This window comes from Variovorax sp. GW821-FHT09B01, from assembly GCF_059418345.1.
This window is the reverse complement of record NZ_JBWKPQ010000026.1, coordinates 87,819-104,664: the sequence shown is the minus strand read 5'-3', so window position 1 is coordinate 104,664 and position 16,846 is coordinate 87,819. Positions and strand designations below refer to the sequence as shown.

Below are 16,846 nucleotides of genomic sequence, written 5' to 3'. Positions count from 1 at the left end.
ACGGGCTGCACGGAGGGTGTTTTCCCTAGGGTTGCCCCTGGGCATTTGTGCAACATCGGGGCAGGCCGCTAAACTGGCCATCTTCTAAAGAAGAAATCTGCGAATGAGCAAACTCCAACGGCCCGCCACCCAGGCGGTGCCCCGGAAGCCGGCCGCCAAGTCCGCCGGCCGCACCGCCAAGGCGCCGGCGCCACGAAGCTCCGACGAAGCGATCAGCGTGGAACTCGGGCTGCGCATCAAGGCGCTGCGCGCGGAATCGGCACTGAGCCTCGAGCAGCTGTCGCAGCGCGCCGGCGTGAGCCGCGCGATGCTCTCGAGCATCGAGCGGGGCGAGAAGAGCCCGACGCTGCCGATCATCGTGCGCATCGCCGGCGGCTTCGGCCTCTCGCTGTCAGGCCTGCTGGGCGCGGCGCCCGACCTCGCCAGCGTCTCGGTGATCCGCTCCTCGGAGCGCTTGGCCTATCGCGATCCCGCGACGGGCTTCGAACGCTGGGTGCTCTCGCCCGCCCACCTGGACAACGGGCTCGAGTTCGTGCTGCACCGCCTGCCTCCGGGCCGCACGACCGGCATGCTGCCCGCGTACGCGGTGCCGACCGAGAAGTACGTGGTCGTGACCGAAGGGCAGCTGACGGTCTACGTCGACGGCAAGCCCTACGTGCTCAAGGCCGGCGACTCGATGTACTTCGAGGTCAAGTCGCCGTACCGCTTCGCCAACGACGATGGCCGCGCGGCCTGCGCCTACTACATGGTCATCGTGCGCAAGCGCTGACGCTCCTGGCCCTCGCCTGGCGCGATGGCGCGTTCGCCAAACGCGTCTTTCAGGCGGGCCGGATCGTTCGTACAGTCGCCCCGAACGACAAGGAGACGACATGACGACGGCAACGATGGCAACGGCATCCGATGTGGCGCGGGACTTTCGCCATGCGCTGAGACGGCTGGCGGCGACGGTCACCATCGTCACCACCGCGGATGCGAGCGGGCGCCGCCACGGGATGACCGCCACGGCGGTCAACCCGGTGACGATGGACCCGCCGACGCTGCTGATCTGCGTCAACCACGGCGCGAGCATCCACGCACCGCTGCTGGAGGCGCGGCGCTTCTGCGTCAACGTGCTGACGACCGGCCATGGCGACCTGGTCGCTGCGTTCAGCGGGCACAAGGCCGGCGAGGACCGATTCACGGTCGGTGCCTGGCATCGCAGCGATGCGGGCGGCACGCCGTTCCTGGAGGACGCGCAGAGCAACCTGTTCTGCGACATCGAATCGGTGACCGCCGTGGGCACGCACTCGGTCATCCTCGCGCGCGTGGTCGAAGCGCGCGCGGCCGAGGAGATCGCGCCGCTGATCTACACCGACGGGCGCCTGGGCGCGCTCGCGGCCCACGCTTGACCGGATCTCAACGGCACCCGCCGCAAAACTCGATTGCCGCCGCGTCCCCCTGTGATCAGCATGCGCCCTCCAGCAACAAGGAGACAGCATGGTTTTCGAATGGAGCCGCGACCACGAGCGGCAACCGGCGGCGCTGCGGCCCGCCATCCTGCGCGCGTGCCTCGCGCTGTTGGTGTGGCCGATGGCATGGCACCCCGGCGCGGCATCGGCCGCCGACTATCCCGCGAAGGCGGTCACGGTCGTCGTGCCTGCGCCGCCCGGCGGCATCATCGATGCGTCGGCGCGGTTGATCGGCACGCAACTCGCACGCGCGCTGGCACAGCCCTTCGTCATCGAGAACAAGGGCAGCGGCAACGTCGCCTACGCCCAGGTGGCGCGATCGCCGGCCGATGGCTACCTGCTGCTGGCCTCGTACTCGGGCTATCACATCGGCAACCCCTTGCTCACGCCCCGGCTGCCCTGGTCGCAGAAGGAGCTAGAACCCGTTGCGCTGATCGCGACCGCGGCCAACGTCATCACGGTCCATTCGTCCGTGCCGGCGCGCACGCTGGCCGAACTGATCGCCTACCTGAAGGCCCATCCGGGCGCGCTGAGCTACGCGTCGCAGGGCAACGGATCGGTCTCGCACATCGGCACCGAGATCTTCAAGCAGCAGACGGGCACGCAGATCCTGCACGTTCCCTACCGGGGCTCGGGACCCGCGTTGCAGGACGTGCTCGCGAACCAGGTGCAGATCTTCATCACGACGCCGCCCTCGGTGATCGGCCACATCAAGACCGGCAAGCTGCGCGCGCTGGCCGTGACCGCGAAGCAGCGCCGTCCCGAGCTGCCCGACGTGCCGACCACCGCGGAAGCGGGCCTGAAGGGCTACGAGCTCGAGACCTGGGTCGCGCTGTTCGCGCCCGCCGGACCGACGCGTCCGCCCATTGCGGCGTTGTCCGACAAGGTGCGCGCCGACCTCGCGGCCGTGGTGACGCGCATCGCGGCGGCCGCCTAGCCGTTACTCGATGACCACCCACGCCACGCCGCTGCCGGAAAGCGAGCGGCTGTACAACGCGCGCCTGGCTGTTCCGCACTACCCGCGCATCTTCGAGGGCTGGGCGCGCGCATCGGCCGCGGTGCGCGACAGCGCGCCCTGCCGGCTGGACATGGCCTACGGCCCGCACCCGATAGAACGGCTCGACCTGTTCCTGCCTGCGGGGCGTCCGCGCGGCACGCTGATGTACATCCATGGCGGCTACAGGCGCTCGCTCGGCAAGTCCGATGCATCGCATGTCGCGCCGGCCTTCACCGCGGCCGGCTACGCGGTGGCGGTGGTCGACTACGCGCTGTGCCCCGCGGTGGACGTGGAAACCATCGTCGCGCAGGTGCGGCGCGCAGCGAGGTGGCTGGCAGCGCGCCACGCCGAATGGGAGGCGCCGGCCGGGCGACTCTTCGCCTGCGGGCATTCGGCCGGCGGCCATCTGGCGGCGATGCTGCTGGCCACCGAGCGCTGCGTTGCCGCCGCGGTGTGCGTGAGCGCGCTGTACGACCTGCGCCCTTTGCTGCAGGTGCCGTCGGTGATGGAGGCCACGCGCTTTACGTCGCTCAACGTGCCGGCGCTGAGCCCCCGCCCTGCGCCAACCGCTCACTGCAGCGCCGCTGCTCACCGCGCTTGGCAGCGACGAAAACCCAGGCTTTCATGCGCAGTTCGACGCCATCCGCGCCAGCTGGCGTCATGTGCATGCGGGCCACGTCGCCTGTCCTGGCCTCGACCACTTCACCATCCTCGAGGCGCTGACGCAGCCCGACGGTGCCATCGCCGTGGCCGCGCTGCGCCTGATGCAGTCGTTCGAGCGATGAACGCCATGGCCACTTCCATCCCCACTCCCATTCCGCCTGCTGCCTCATGATTTCCGAAAGCGCTCTCGACTGCCTCTTCCGGCAAGCCCGGTCCCACAACGGCTGGCTGCCGCACGCCGTGAACAAAGACCAGCTGCGCCAGATCTACGAGCTCGTGAAGTGGGGCCCGACCTCGGCCAACTGCTCCCCGATGCGTGTGCTGTTCGTGCAAACCGACGAAGGGCGCGAGCGACTGCGGCCGCTGTTGTCGCCCGGCAATGTCGACAAGACGATGACGGCGCCTGTCACGGCCATCATCGGCTTCGACACGGCATTCCATCGCGAACTGCCCCGCCTGTTTCCGCACAACCGTTCCATGCAGGACAATTTCCGCGGGCCCGGCAAGGAAGCCCATGCGGCGGTCACCGCGTTTCGCAATGCGAGCCTGCAGGCCAGTTACTTCATCCTGGCCGCGCGGGCGATCGGGCTCGACTGTGGGCCGATGTCGGGCTTCGATGCCGAGGCACTCGACCAGGCCTTCTGGGCCGGAACGACGGTGAAGACCAACTTTCTGTGCAACCTGGGCCACGGCGACCCTGCAAAGCTGTTCGAGCGTCACCCGCGCCTGTCGTTCAACGAAGCCTGCGGTTTCGCCTGAAGGCCGCTTCATGCTCTTCGACACGACGCTGCTGATCGTTGCAGCCTTCGTCGCCGGTGCGCTGAACGCGGTGGCTGGTGGCGGCAGCTTCCTGACCTTGCCGGCGCTGGTGTTCACCGGCATACCGGCGGTCAGCGCCAACGCGACGGGCACGCTGGCGCTGCTGCCCGGCTACATCGCGGGCGCATGGGGTTTTCGTGCCGACACCCAGCCTCCGCCCGGGCTCTCGGCACTGCGGCTCGGGCTGCTCTGCCTGTTGGGCGGCAGCACGGGTGCCGTGCTGCTATTGCTGACCCCCGACGCCACCTTCCGCCGCGTGGCGCCATGGCTGCTGCTGCTGGCGACCTTTTTGTTCATGGCAAGTCCGCGCGTTCCGGCGGCGGAAAAGCCACAAGCTGCGCGGCCCGCTCCTGCGATGCTCGGTGTGTTCGCTGTCACGGCCTATGGGGGCTATATCAATGGAGGACTGGGCATCTTGCTGCTGGCCCTGTTCGGTTTGCTTGGCCAGAAGAACCTGCATGCGATGAATGGTCTGAAGAACCAGGTGTCGGCGCTGCTCACGCTGATCGCGGTATCGCTTTATGCCTGGGGCGGCCTCATCGCATGGCGGGAGGCCTTGGTCATGATGGGTGCGGCGATGCTTGGTGGTTATGCAGGGGCGGGGCTGGCACGGCGCTTGCCGGTCGTATGGCTGCGGCGCGGCATCGTGGCCACAGGCCTCACGATGACCGGGCTGTTCTTCATTCGCTAGCGAGACACATGCCGGCGCCAACGTGAACGACACACGCCAAGGCTCGGTTATCAGCCAAATTCTCTCTCAGCAAAGCGTCGGAGCCGGCCTGGAGCAATGTCGCTCGAGCAGGCGAGCTCCACTGGGCTGAGGGAGGATGTTTCGCATGGACCCCGTGCGAGCGATCAAACAGGTGAGCGATCTGATGAAGGGTTCAGCCAGTTCTCCGGCACTCCCGCATCAATGCCATCTAGCTGTCCGAGCAGCAGGTTCGTACCCGGAACTCCATCTACAACATTCCGTCTGCCTACGCAGTTCATAGCGTAGAGCATTGAACGGTTGAATCCACCGTCTTCACCGGTAGGGGCGCGCGTGGGTCACGCCGCCGTCCACCACCAGGGTGGCACCCATCACGTAGTCTCCTGCACGCGAGGCCAGGAATATGGCTGCGCCGGCAATGTCGTCCGGCGTGCCGATGCGCCGGGCAGGAATGTGCCCCGACAGCGCCTCCCCATGGTCACGGGCATTGCGGTTCATCTCGGAGGGAAATGCCCCGGGCGCAATGGCGCTGACTGCGATGTTGTCCTGCGCCAGGCGCATGGCCATGCGCCGCGTCAGGTGAATCAATCCCGCCTTGCTTGCAACGTAGGAGTAGTTCTCCTGCGGGTTGAGCCCGATGCCGTCGGTAGAAGCGATGTGAATGATCTTCCCGACCCGCGCCTTTGCCGCGGCGCGCAGCGGTGCGATGAGCGCCTTCGTCAGGAAGAAAGGCGATTTAAGGTTCAGGTCGACCACCTTGTCCCAGCCGCTCTCTGGAAAAGCATCGAAATCTTCACCCCATGCTGCGCCGGCGTTGTTGACCAGGATGTCCAACGTCGATTCATGACGGGCATAGGCATCGGCCATGGCCTGGCAGCCCCCCACCGTGGACACGTCATGCGGTAGCGAAATGCAGTGGCCCGTGCTCGAGAGCTCTCGCGCGGCCAGGTCGCAGGCTTCGGCCTTTCGCGCACTGATGTAGACGCGTGCGCCATGCGCAAGGAACCCCTCAGCGATCATGCGGCCTATGCCTCGTGAGCCACCGGTAATGAGCGCCGTGCGGCCCTGCAGCGAGAAAAGATTCTGGACGCTCATGGCGATGTCGCTACCGCACCGACACCCGTAGACGTGCTTTTTTCTGCGGAGGCCTCAAGGCGCGATCGCCGCACATAGGCGATTCCGTCGAACAGGCGCCGCGCCGTGCGCGTGAAATGCACTTCGCGCACCGACCATTCGTCCTCGCCCGCATGCTCGACATTTGCGAAGATTTTGAGCACCCCACTCGGATGGCCAATGCGAATGCGCGTCGGTCCGGCATGCGTGCCTCGCGCGTCGGCTGGTATTGTTCCAGCGATCTGCGCCGCAACAGAGAGGCAAACAGAGCCGCCGCCAGGGAACGCCTTGTGCATGGCACCACCGTTGAGCACCATGCGCGCGACGAAGTCGATCTCTGCAGCCTGCACGACGCGGTTTCCGGCAATGGTCCGGTAATCCTGCGCTTCGCTAATCAAGATCTGGTATGGCGTGAGGATCCCCGACGACGGAAGATTGCAACGTTCGACGACCCAGCGCCTCACCTCCTCGGCCATCTCGTAGATCTCGGAACCGAGCTGCCCCGGCAGTTCCGTGCCACTGATTCCCAGGTCCGCCGCGCGAATGAACACGCATGCCGTGCCTACATCGACCACCGACACAGGAATTTCGCGGCCGAGCTTCGATACATGTACCCAATCGCGCGCCTGCCCCGTGGGCAGGAGCTTTCCGGTCGTAGAGCCGCTTGTGTCGGAGTAATCCAGTGCCACCTCTGCGCCTGTTCCCGGCACACCATCCACTTCGCTATCGCCCTCCACACGCGGCTCGCCGTCGGCGCATTGCACGGACATCCGAAGGATCTTTCCGGTGTTCGTGTTGTGCACCCGAACAGTGGTGACGGGTTCTTGCACAGGAACCAGCTGCTCCTGCAGCGCATAGACCCCTGTGGCCGATGAAATGTTGCCGCAGACGATCTCGAAACTGACGGTTGGCTGGTCGATGCCGATCTGCACGAAGGTGTAGTCGATGTCTGCATCGGGGCGCGACGGCGGCCCGATGATGGCGCACTTGCTCGTCAGGATGTCGGCGCCGCCGAGCCCATCGATCTGACGCACATCCGGGCTACCGAACAAAGCCAGCAGGAATCGAAGGCGCGCATCCGCATCGGCGGGCACATCTTGCTGCGAGAGAAAAACAGCCTTGCTCGTGCCACCGCGCATCAAGGTGACCGGTACGTTGATTTGTTCTTTCATCGGCCCAGTATGCAGTTGCATTCGGCCCGCCGTCCTTTCAGTTTGGCTGGCCATTGTTTAGCCGGGCTGATTACTTCAAATGCTTTAGCGCCGCTAAAGAATGCCGAGCAGAAATCCAATGACCACGACGGTTTTCGTCTCGATACTTACTGTCGCTGTGGCCAGTTCCACACGAACAGGAGACACCTTTTGAAGATCATCAAGCGAACGGAATCCCCTTTCCGAGACACCCCCGGCGGCATGGTGCTTGTCGCCACACGCGTGGCGAGCCAGCCACCCCAGTTCCCGCCGATCGAATTCGTTCACGACGACCAGAAGGTCGAAGAGATCGAACTCGGCCCCACAGGCTCCCTCTACAGCTTCACGATCGTCCACCCCGGCAAGGAGAAGCAGCCCTATGGCCTGGCCATGGTCGACTTCGCGCCCGGCGTTCGTGCGTTCGGGCGACTGCTGTTCGGCAACCAGCCACCCGCCATCGCCAGCCGCCTGCGGGTGGTGCCCTTCACGTTGCCGGACGGCACCCCCGACTATGCCTTCCAGGAGTAATGCGAGATGAAGCAACCACTGATCACCGGGGTCGGTATCACGGACTTCGGGCGCTTTCCTGAATTGACCGAAGAGGCCATGGCCCAGGCAGCAATTCTCGATGCCCTGGCCGATGCCGGCACGCAGCTTTCGGAGGTGCAGGCGTTCTATTGCGGTAACGCGCTTGGAGCCATGCTGCCCGGCCAGCGTACATTGCGCGAGCTGCACGTCGACGGCGGCGCTGTCTACAACGTAGACAACGCTTGCTCCAGCGGCGCCACTGCATTGAATCTCGCGCTGCAGGCGCTCAAGGTCGGCCAGTACGACACCGTGGTGGTGTTCGGCATGGACCATCTGAGCAGCCTCGGCGGCGGGCCGCTGCAGCTCAGCCAGAAGGACTGGAACAACCGGCGCGGAATGATCATGCCGGCCCTGTACGCCATGCGCGCCAGGCGATACATGCACGACCACGGCCTCACATTGGAGACACTGGCGGACATCTCCGTCAAGAATCGAAAGCACGGCGTCCTGAATCCCATCGCCACGTTCGCCAAGCTGGCGAGCCGCGAGGAAATCTTGGCGTCCCGCCCTGTGGCCGAGCCGCTCACTCTGCTCCAGTGCTGCCCCGCAGTGGTCGATGGGGCGGCGGCGCTGGTGCTCAGCACCAAGCCTTCCAAGGGCGTCGCAACGCCGGTCCGAGTGCTGGCGTCGGTGGTGCAGTCTGGCTTGTTCGAAACCTCACCGGTCGACATGACTGAGGCCGAGATCACCGCGCGCGCCGCCAGGCTAGCCTATGAACAAGCCGGCATCGGACCGCAGGATCTCAGCCTGCTGGAGGTGCACGACGCGTTCACCATCTCCGAACTGCTCTACTACGAGGCCCTCGGACTTTGCAGCCGAGGCGATGCGGCGAGCCTCCTGCAAAGCGGTGCGACCACGCTTGGCGGACGCGTGCCGGTCAACCCCAGCGGCGGACTGATCGCCAAGGGGCATCCGCCCGGGGCGACAGGTGTCGCACAGGTCGTCGAAGTCTGCGAGCAACTGCAAGGCCGTGCCGGCGCAAGGCAGGTCCACGCAGCACGCATCGGCCTCACGCAGGTGACAGGCGGAGGCATCTGGGGCGTGGACCACGCCGCCTGCTCCATCAACATTCTTTCGCTTTGATCGCAAGTACCATGAACCTTACAAGCACAAGCGCGCCTGCATCGCTGCACGGCCTCGTTGCCGTCGTGACCGGTGGCGCCAAGGGCATCGGCCTCGGCATCGCCCGCGAGCTCGCACAGGCCGGATGCCGCATCGCGCTCTGGGACTTTGATGAGAAGGCGCTGGAGGGAGCAGAACAAGCCCTTTCGGGCGAAGGCTTCAATGTGCGGACCTTCAAGGTCGACGTCAGCTCGGTGGAGCAGGTAGAGGCGGCCGTGGCCCGGCTTCTCGCGTCTCATGGCCGCATCGACATCTTGGTCAACAACGCAGGCATCGGTGGCGACAAGCTCGTCTCCAAGATGGATCTCGCATTCTGGACCCGCGTGATCGAGGTCAACCTTCATTCGCAGTTCATCTGCTCCAAGGCGGTACTGGCGCAAATGGCGGAGAACCGGTTCGGCCGCATCATCAACATCGGCTCGCGCGCATGGCTGGGCAACCGCGGCCAGGCGGCCTACTCCGCCTCCAAGGGAGCGGTGGTAAGCCTGACACGCTCGCTAGCGCTCGAATATGCGCGCAAGGGCATCACCGTGAACGCCATCGCTCCCGGCATCGTGGAGACGCCGCTGTTCGAAACGCTGACCGAGGAAGTCCGACAGAGCCTTCACAAGACCGTACCGATGGAACGCATTGGCCAGCCCGAGGACATCGGCCGCGCCGTCCGGTTCTTCGCGGAACCCGGCTCGAGCTACGTCACCGGCCAGCTCCTGTACGTCTGCGGCGGGCGCAGCCTCGGCAGTCCCTCCGTATAGCGCGTCGACATCACGACATGAGCAATCCGACAAAACGGAAGGTCGCATGCTTGCCAATGCATTGAGCGGTTTGAAAGTGATCGACTTCACGCAGGTGATGGCTGGCCCGACCTGCACGCTGTGCATGGCCGACCTGGGCGCCGACGTCGTAAAGATCGAAGCGCCTGGCGGCGATCTTTCGCGAGCCCTTTCGCCCTGGGTCCATGGCGAGGGAGTTGCCTTCATGGCACTCAATCGCAACAAGCGCAGTGTGGTCCTCGATCTCAAGCACCCAACGCACTTGCAGGCGGCGCAGGCGCTGGTCGCGCAGGCGGATGTGCTGGTGGAGAGCTTTCGCCCGGGCGTCATGGCGCGCTTGGGGCTGGACTATGCTGCGGTGTCGGCGGACAACCCGCGCCTCATCTACTGCTCGGTCTCAGCGTATGGCCAGCACGGCGCCAGCAAGGATCTTCCCGGGGTCGACGGTGTGCTTCAGGCCGTGAGCGGCCTGATGAGCGTCACCGGCGCACGCGATGGGGAGCCGTGCAAGGTGCCGGTGCCGGTGGTCGACTTGGTCACAGGGTCACTGGCGGCCATCGCAGTCCTGGCCGCCCTCGCGGACCGGCAACGCACAGGACACGGGCAGCACGTCGAAGCCAGCATGTTCGCCAGCGCCATCGCGCTTCAGCACGTGAGTTTCGCGTCCTACTTCGCGGACGGCCTTGTGCCCGGACCGCAAGGGCATGCAGCGCCATATTCGACTCCGAATGAGGCCCTGCGCTGCGCTGACGGATGGATCATGGTGGCCGCCTATCACCCCGCACGGTGGCAGGCTTTGTGTTCAGCCATCGGGGCACCGGAACTGGCCTGCGATCCACGGTTCGCCGACAACAAGAGCCGACTCCAGCATCGCGAAACACTGCTGCGCCTGCTCGAAGGGCGCATGCTCGCGCAGCCCCGCGCCTTCTGGCTGGAGAGGTTCGCAGCCGTCGACATCATCTGCGGCCCCATCAACAACTACGCGGAGGTGGCGCAGTCAGCGCCTTTCCTCGAAGCGGCCCTCGCCGAGCAGCTGCAGCACCCGACCGCCGGGCCGATGACGCTGCCTCGCAGCGTCATCAGCGCCGTCGGCGAGCGGCCCCGGGCGAGACGTCCAGCCCCCACCCTGGGCCAGCACACCCGTGAGGTGCTGGCCGAACTCGGCATGCAAGCCGCAACCGTCGATGCGGTGATCCCCCTCAGCCCTTCCCAGAATTGAGCACAGCTATGCCCATCGTGAAGACCGTCCAGAACGGCGTCGCCGTCGTCACCCTGAATCGGCCCGAAGCCATGAACTCCATCGACCCGGAATCGAACGAGCAATTGCTCGAGATCTGGGACGAGGTGTCGAACAACGAGGACATCCGCGTGCTGGTCCTCACGGGTGCGGGCGAGCGCGCCTTCTGCACAGGCGCGGACCTCAAGAAGACCATGCCGCCCGCCGACAGCGCAGCCCGGCAGGTCTTTCGCTGCGGCACCGGGCATTTCAACTTCGGCACGCTGCAGACAGACAAGCCCGTCATCGCCGCCATCAATGGCTACGCCTTGGGCGGCGGGCTGGAGTTGGCCTTGCTGGCGGACATACGCATCTGCTCTGACAACGCCCAGTTCGGCTTGCCGGAAGTGCGGGTCGGCAGCATCCCGGGCGCCGGCGGCACGCAGCGTCTTATCCGCGCAATTGGCCAGTCAGACGCGATGTGGATGCTGCTCACCGGCGAACGCATCGATGCAGCGGAAGCGCTGCGCATCGGGTTGGTCAGCAAGGTGGTGCCCTTGTCTGAATTGCAGCACGCAGCCATGCAACTCGCAGGCGCGATGGCAGCCAATGCCCCGCTCGCGATGACCGCTGCGAAGCGCCTCGCGATGAATGGACGCGAGCTACCGTTGGCAGGCGGGCTGACCCTGGAGCGCCAGGCCTTCGGGCTGCTCAGGGATAGCGAGGACCGGCTGGAAGGGCGTCGCGCCTTTGCCGAGAAGCGCCACCCCGTGTTTCGCGGCCGTTGAAACTCCTTGCCCGGAAGACGAATGCGCCTCTGGGCAAGCCTTCGATTTGCTCGCACGCACGATTCGACACTCGAACAACCGATGTGAGCGTTCTCCTGGAGCAGCTCTTGAAGACACCGCGCACCGCTTGGCTCAACAACCTCGCACTTATCGTTGCCGCGTTCGTCGGCGCATCACCGGCCCTCGGGCAGCAAGCCGACCGTCCACCCGCCAGGATCCTGGTTGGCTTCTCGCCCGGCGGCACGCTCGACGTGGTGACGCGCGCGCTTGCAGATCAATTGCATGGCCCGCTTGGTCGCACCGTGGTGGTGGAAAACAAGCCGGGCGCGGGCGGTAAGATCGCGATCGATGCGATGCGGGCCGCAGCCACCGACGGGAGCGTGGCGATGCTGTGCCCCGACTTCTTCACATCGATCTACCCCTTCGTCTTCAACAAGCTCAACTACAACCCGCAGAGGGACATCCTGCCGGTATCGACGGTGGTCGAGTTCCCAATGGCGCTGGCCGTGCCCTCCTCTTCGCCCGTCAAGACCTTCGGCGAATATGCCCCATGGGTACGTGCGCACCCGGACGAAGCCAACTTCGGCCACGCCGCATCGGGCGGCCCGACGCATTTCCTGGGACTTCAGATCGCCAGGATCATCGAGACACCGCTGCAGGACATCCCTTTCCCTGGCGCGGCGCCCATGATCGTGAACCTGACTGGCGCCAATCTCGCGGCGGGCACGTCCACGGTCGGAGACTTTGCGCAGCACCACGACGCTGGCAAGCTTCGCGTGCTGGCCGTCACCTCCGCAGAGCGCTCGCCGCTGCTGCCAAACGTGCCGACCTTCGGCGAACTCGGCCGCAAGGAACTCACCGCGGTCGGGGTGCTTGCCATATGCTTGGCACCTGGCACGCCCGCCGGGGTGGTCTCCGAGTGGAGCGCCGCCGTGCGTACGGCGGCTGCCACCGGACAGTTCTCGAGCAAGGTTCGCAAGCTCGGCTTCATGAACACGGGAAGCTCGCCCGACGAAGCGCGCGCCCGGTTCGCCGAAATGCGCGGGTTCTGGGAACCGATCGTCAAGGCCTCGGGATTCAAAGCCGACTAGGCGATGGCGCGCTGCTCGCGGCGCGCCTAGCGCACCGAGCGGATCCAGTCCCGAAAGAGCCGAACCGGCGCCGTGGCCGCTTTCAACGGGTCGCAGACCAGGTAGTAGCCGAGCTCTGTCTTCGCGACATGGTCCACCGCAACCACGAGGCGCCCGGTGCGCAGGTCGTCTTGCACGTAGGCCCGCTGCGCCATCGCCACGCCCAGGCCGTCCGCTGCAGCCTGATAGCACAACGCGGCATTCGCCAACGCGATGCCCGGCAGACTTGGAGTGTCGACAAGGCCGGCCGAACCGAGCCACAGCGGCCAGGCTTGAGGGCGCAGCATGGAGTGCAGCAGGTCGGCTCGCAGCAGATCGCTAGGCTCCTGGAACTGTTCCGCCAGGCCGGGTGTACAGACCGGGACGAACTCATCGTCGAAAAGGTGGTCCAGCTCGACATCGGCCCACTCGCCCATCCCGTGGCGAATCGCGCAGTCCGCGCCTTCAAGCCGGACATCTTCCGCCAGTGCAATCGTTGCGATCTCCAGCGCGATGTCGGGGTGAAGCGCATGGAAGCCGTGCAGGCGGGGAACCAGCCAGCGAATGGCGATGCTCGGAGGCACCTTGAGGCGCAGCCGTTGCTCCCGCTGGCTGTCCGCCAGGTCGCCCAATGCTTCGTGCAGTCGATCGAACGCGTCGCAGACGCGGGTGGCGAGTCGCTCGCCCACCGCGGTGAGTTCGATCTCGCGGCCGGCCTTCTGGAAAAGTTGCACGCCCAGCCCCGTTTCAAGCTGCTTGATCTGCTGGCTAACGGCTCCTGGCGTGACGTGGAGCAACTGCGCGGCTCGCGACACGCCTTTGGCCCGATACACCGCATCGAACGCCCGCAGGGGGCTCAGGAGTGCGCGAAGGTTCTGCATGACAGGATGAGACTGCCGGCGCACTCAATGTGCGCCGAGGTGGCAGCTGCCTGCCACCGCACTCGCAGGGATTGGCTTCAGCACTTCTGGATACCGATGGTGCGGTTCAAAAGATCCTCTTCTTCGCGCAGGGCCGCTGCGGAGCCGGAATAAGCGGCAACGCCCCGCTCCAGCACGATGACGTTCGTGGAGAAGTCGAGAACGACGTCGACGTGCTGCTCCACGAGCACGCAGCCAACTCCGAGCCGGTCGCTCATCCGGACGATGGCATCCATCAGTTCCTCGCGCACCATGGGAGCAAGGCCCTCCAGCGGCTCGTCGAGCAGAAGGATGCGCGGCTGGCCGACAAGTGCCCGTGCCACGGACAGCATCTGCTGTTCACCGCCTGACAGTTGCGTGCCACCGTTGCGCCGGCGCTCCTTGAGTCGCGGAAACAGGGCGTAGATCGGTGGCAGAGCCACGCCGGCCGACCGCCCCTGCAGGCCCGACAGCAGGTTCTCCTCCACCGTCAGCGAAGGAAAGATGTCGCGGCTCTGCGGCACGTAGCCGAGCCCAGCCCGTGCGCGCGCATGCGTCGTGGCGCTGCCGATGTCGTTGCCGCCGAAGTGGATCCGGCCCTGCATCAGGTCGGCCAAGCCGATCGCGGTTGCCAGCGTAGTGGTCTTGCCGGCGCCGTTTCGCCCGATGAGGCCCAGACGTTCGCCTTCGCGCACGCTGAAGCTGAGATGCTCGACGACCGGCACACCGCCATAGCCGGTCGTGACATCGTCGAACCGGAGTTCAATGGGTTGCTTGGGCATGGCCGTCTCGTCCGAAATAGATTTGCTTGACTTGTTCGTTGGCGGCGACTTCTTGCGGCGTGCCTTCGACCATCACCGCACCGGCAACGAGCACGATGATGTGCGAGGCGAACCGGAACACCAGGTCCATGTCGTGTTCGATGAGCAGCACCGACAGTTCCTTCGGCAGGCCCTCGATGGCGTCCATGATGCGACCGCCTTCGCCTTGCGGCACACCCGCGCCGGGCTCGTCCAGCAGCAGAACCTGCGGCTTCATTGCGAGCGCCAGAGCGATTTCAGCAAGCCGCTGTTCGCCGAGCGCGAGGTGTCCTACGACCCGGTTAGCGTAGGGATGTAGGCCGAGCATGCCGAGCGTCTCGTGGACCTCGTCGCGAACGCGCGCGGAACGCGCCGACGAGGGCCACCACTGCATCGAGGCGCGCAGCCGCTGCAGCACTGCGACCCGCACGTTCTCCGCCACGGTCAGGTCCTTGAACAGTCGGCTGATCTGGAACGTGCGAACGATGCCGCTGCGCACGCGTGCGTACTGCGGTAGCTGGACGATCGAGCGGCCGTCCAGTTGGATGTCCCCAGACTGCGGGCGCATCGCCCCACTCAGCAGGTTGACCAGCGTCGTCTTGCCTGCCCCATTGGGACCGATCAGCGCCGTGCGCGCACCCTGCGGCAGCGAGAGCGTGACGTTCTGCGTGACGGCCAGGCCCCCGAAGGAATGGCAAAGGTTCTGGGTTTGCAGCCGATGGGTCATCGCGTTCCTCCGCTGCCGCCCAACCGCTTGGCGTACGCTACGGCCCGGTCCAGAAGTCCGATCAGGCCTTCCGGCAGGACAATGAGCACGACAATCAGCATCGACCCGATGACGAACAGCCAGTGATACGGATTCAAGGTCGACGCGATGTGATGGATCGTCATGTACGCGACGGTGCCGAGCACCGCACCCGCCAGGCGGCGCGTGCCGCCGAGGACGATCATGACCACCACACCTGCGGACGTCGTGAAGTCAAGCATGAAGAGATTAGCCACCTTGCTGGTCTGTGCCGTCAGGGCTCCTGCCAGCCCTGCCACGACGCCGCCGACGGTGTAGACGGCCAGCAGGTGCAGATACACGCGCCCGCCCAGCGCCTGGACGCGTCCCGGATCCTGTCGTATGGCTTTGGCCGTCAAGCCAAAAGGTGATTCAACCAGGTTGCGCACGAGGAAAAACATCAACACCAGCGCGCCCAGCGCGTAGAAATAGCCGGTGTGACCCATGAAGTTGAACTCCCAGATACCGAACAGCGGAGCGACCTCGAAGCCGGCAAGTCCGTCGTCGCCACCTGTGAGCCATCTGGCCCAATTGGCGAGCTCGAGCAGCAACTGCGCCACCGCGATGGTGAGCATGACGAGCGTGAGCTTGGTCGAGCGCAGCATGACTGCACCGCTCAGCAGCGCTATCAGTCCTCCGCCCAGCCCGCCGAGCAGCAGCCCGATGATGGGATCGGACGTCAGATACAACGCGGTCCAGCCCGCGACGTAGGCACCTACGCCGTACAACGCGGCCTGGCCCAGGGTCGCGATGCCCGCCTGTCCGAGCACGAGGCTCAGCGACAGCGCAAAGATCGACATCGTCGCCATGTTAGTCAGCAGTCCAAGGTCCTGCGGGAACACCACGAAAGCCAGCAACCCCGCGAGCGTCAGGACGATCTCGGCGCGCAATTGCCTCCACGGGCGCACGCGCGCTGGCGTCGCCATTGCCATGGGCGGAATCACTGCGCTCATGCCTGCCTCCCGAACAGCCCCTGTGGGCGAACCAGCAAGACGATAATCATCGTCAGGAAAAAGGCAGCCGATGCGAGCTGCGGAACCATGTATTTCATCGAGGTCTCCACGATGCCGAGCAGCAACGCTGCGAAGAAAGAGCCAAACAGATTTCCGTTGCCTCCCACGGCGACAACCGCCAGAAGGATCACGAGATATTTGGAGGCGTAAGTCGGCTCCATTGGCAGCATCTCTGCCCCGGCGATGCCGCCCAGAGCCGCGAGCGCGGCACCGATCGCGAAAGTCGCCGCATAGATCCTGGTCGTGTCGATGCCGATGGCCCGGGCAATCGGCGCGTTGTCGACCGCAGCGCGCACCCGGATGCCAAAGGATGACCGGTCCACGCTCAACCACAGGACACCGACGACCGCGAGCCCACAGGCAACGACGATGAGCCGATGGCGGGGAATGGAGCGGAACCCCAGGTCCACCGACCCGCCGAATGCCTCAGGAAGCGCGACGGATGTCACCGACGATCCGAACATCAGGTTGACCGCAGCCGTCGCGACGAACATCAGGCCGATGGTTACCAGCATCTGGTCGAGATCGTCGCGCCGGTAGAAGCGGCGCAGCAGGATGCGCTCGAAAAGCACCGCCACAAGCGCCACGATCGCGATCGCCAGTACGAAACCCAGCCCGATTGGCACACCCAGGCGTTGGGGAATGCTGGCCGCCAGAAACCCGCCGAGCATCGCGAAGGCGCCATGAGCCAGATTCACCACCCGCATCAGACCCATGGTCATCGACAGGCCCACCGTGATCATGAACAGGATCATGGCGTACGTGATCCCGTCGACCAGGATGCTGCTAAGAAGCGCAACAGACATGCTGCAGCCTCC

Annotated in this window: 19 protein-coding genes; 12 read left to right on the top strand and 7 right to left on the bottom strand. The window is 65.5% G+C overall.

Annotation, left to right across the window (positions count from 1 at the left end; all coding sequences use genetic code 11):
* Positions 1-103 precede the first annotated feature (103 nt).
* From AC07RV_RS39280 to AC07RV_RS39255, 6 genes are all read left to right on the top strand, one after another.
* Positions 104-769 carry a helix-turn-helix domain-containing protein gene (locus tag AC07RV_RS39280; RefSeq protein ID WP_208509456.1) on the top strand — a complete coding sequence of 222 codons (666 nt, stop codon included), beginning with the start codon at positions 104-106 and terminating at the stop codon, positions 767-769.
* A 100-nt stretch (positions 770-869) separates the two neighbouring features.
* Positions 870-1,388 carry a flavin reductase family protein gene (locus AC07RV_RS39275; protein ID WP_431513479.1) on the top strand — a complete coding sequence of 173 codons (519 nt, stop codon included), beginning with the start codon at positions 870-872 and terminating at the stop codon, positions 1,386-1,388.
* Positions 1,389-1,569: 181 nt separating this feature from the next.
* A complete protein-coding gene (locus tag AC07RV_RS39270; RefSeq protein WP_431514667.1) occupies positions 1,570-2,385 on the top strand; it encodes a Bug family tripartite tricarboxylate transporter substrate binding protein in 816 nt (271 codons plus the stop codon).
* Positions 2,386-2,395: 10 nt separating this feature from the next.
* A complete protein-coding gene (locus tag AC07RV_RS39265) occupies positions 2,396-3,280 on the top strand; it encodes an alpha/beta hydrolase (protein WP_431513478.1) in 885 nt (294 codons plus the stop codon).
* Positions 3,277-3,867, top strand: a complete 591-nt coding sequence (locus AC07RV_RS39260) for a malonic semialdehyde reductase (protein ID WP_431513477.1) — start codon at positions 3,277-3,279, stop codon at positions 3,865-3,867. Before AC07RV_RS39265 ends, AC07RV_RS39260 begins: the two co-directional genes overlap by 4 nt.
* 10 nt (positions 3,868-3,877) lie before the next feature.
* Complete coding sequence (locus tag AC07RV_RS39255) at positions 3,878-4,618, top strand: sulfite exporter TauE/SafE family protein (protein ID WP_444689959.1); 741 nt, start codon at positions 3,878-3,880, stop codon at positions 4,616-4,618.
* A gap of 333 nt (positions 4,619-4,951) precedes the next feature.
* On the opposite strand, the gene AC07RV_RS39250 is transcribed toward AC07RV_RS39255, so the two are convergent.
* Positions 4,952-5,731 carry an SDR family oxidoreductase gene (locus AC07RV_RS39250; RefSeq protein WP_431513475.1) on the bottom strand — a complete coding sequence of 260 codons (780 nt, stop codon included), beginning with the start codon at positions 5,729-5,731 and terminating at the stop codon, positions 4,952-4,954.
* Positions 5,728-6,921 carry a PrpF domain-containing protein gene (locus AC07RV_RS39245; RefSeq protein WP_444689960.1) on the bottom strand — a complete coding sequence of 398 codons (1,194 nt, stop codon included), beginning with the start codon at positions 6,919-6,921 and terminating at the stop codon, positions 5,728-5,730. The genes AC07RV_RS39250 and AC07RV_RS39245 overlap by 4 nt, the downstream gene beginning before the upstream one ends.
* A gap of 189 nt (positions 6,922-7,110) precedes the next feature.
* Between AC07RV_RS39245 and AC07RV_RS39240 the strand changes: the two genes are divergently transcribed.
* The 6 genes from AC07RV_RS39240 to AC07RV_RS39215 all read left to right on the top strand — a co-directional run bounded on the left by AC07RV_RS39240 (position 7,111) and on the right by AC07RV_RS39215 (position 12,514).
* Positions 7,111-7,467: a Zn-ribbon domain-containing OB-fold protein gene (locus AC07RV_RS39240; protein WP_431513473.1), complete on the top strand. Its 357-nt coding sequence runs from the start codon at positions 7,111-7,113 to the stop codon at positions 7,465-7,467.
* A 6-nt stretch (positions 7,468-7,473) separates the two neighbouring features.
* Positions 7,474-8,610, top strand: a complete 1,137-nt coding sequence (locus AC07RV_RS39235; RefSeq protein ID WP_431513472.1) for a thiolase family protein — start codon at positions 7,474-7,476, stop codon at positions 8,608-8,610.
* A gap of 11 nt (positions 8,611-8,621) precedes the next feature.
* Positions 8,622-9,401: an SDR family NAD(P)-dependent oxidoreductase gene (locus AC07RV_RS39230; RefSeq protein WP_444689961.1), complete on the top strand. Its 780-nt coding sequence runs from the start codon at positions 8,622-8,624 to the stop codon at positions 9,399-9,401.
* A 46-nt stretch (positions 9,402-9,447) separates the two neighbouring features.
* Positions 9,448-10,638, top strand: coding sequence for a CaiB/BaiF CoA transferase family protein (locus tag AC07RV_RS39225; protein WP_431513470.1), 1,191 nt, complete (start codon positions 9,448-9,450; stop codon positions 10,636-10,638).
* 8 nt (positions 10,639-10,646) lie between these two features.
* Positions 10,647-11,423: an enoyl-CoA hydratase/isomerase family protein gene (locus AC07RV_RS39220; protein ID WP_431513469.1), complete on the top strand. Its 777-nt coding sequence runs from the start codon at positions 10,647-10,649 to the stop codon at positions 11,421-11,423.
* Between the two features lie 107 nt (positions 11,424-11,530).
* Positions 11,531-12,514, top strand: a complete 984-nt coding sequence (locus tag AC07RV_RS39215; RefSeq protein WP_431513468.1) for a Bug family tripartite tricarboxylate transporter substrate binding protein — start codon at positions 11,531-11,533, stop codon at positions 12,512-12,514.
* A 26-nt stretch (positions 12,515-12,540) separates the two neighbouring features.
* Here the strand turns inward: AC07RV_RS39215 and AC07RV_RS39210 are convergent, their stop codons facing one another.
* From AC07RV_RS39210 to AC07RV_RS39190, 5 genes are all read right to left on the bottom strand, one after another.
* Positions 12,541-13,413: a LysR substrate-binding domain-containing protein gene (locus AC07RV_RS39210; protein ID WP_431513467.1), complete on the bottom strand. Its 873-nt coding sequence runs from the start codon at positions 13,411-13,413 to the stop codon at positions 12,541-12,543.
* A 77-nt stretch (positions 13,414-13,490) separates the two neighbouring features.
* Entirely contained in the window at positions 13,491-14,213 is a 723-nt protein-coding gene (locus AC07RV_RS39205) for an ABC transporter ATP-binding protein (RefSeq protein ID WP_284454321.1), read from the bottom strand.
* Complete coding sequence (locus AC07RV_RS39200; RefSeq protein ID WP_431513466.1) at positions 14,194-14,958, bottom strand: ABC transporter ATP-binding protein; 765 nt, start codon at positions 14,956-14,958, stop codon at positions 14,194-14,196. The genes AC07RV_RS39205 and AC07RV_RS39200 overlap by 20 nt, the downstream gene beginning before the upstream one ends.
* On the bottom strand, positions 14,955-15,968 hold the full coding sequence (locus AC07RV_RS39195) for a branched-chain amino acid ABC transporter permease (RefSeq protein ID WP_431513465.1): 1,014 nt from the start codon (positions 15,966-15,968) through the stop codon (positions 14,955-14,957). Before AC07RV_RS39195 ends, AC07RV_RS39200 begins: the two co-directional genes overlap by 4 nt.
* Positions 15,965-16,834 carry a branched-chain amino acid ABC transporter permease gene (locus AC07RV_RS39190; protein ID WP_203208046.1) on the bottom strand — a complete coding sequence of 290 codons (870 nt, stop codon included), beginning with the start codon at positions 16,832-16,834 and terminating at the stop codon, positions 15,965-15,967. The genes AC07RV_RS39195 and AC07RV_RS39190 overlap by 4 nt, the downstream gene beginning before the upstream one ends.
* Between the last annotated feature and the right edge of the window lie 12 nt (positions 16,835-16,846).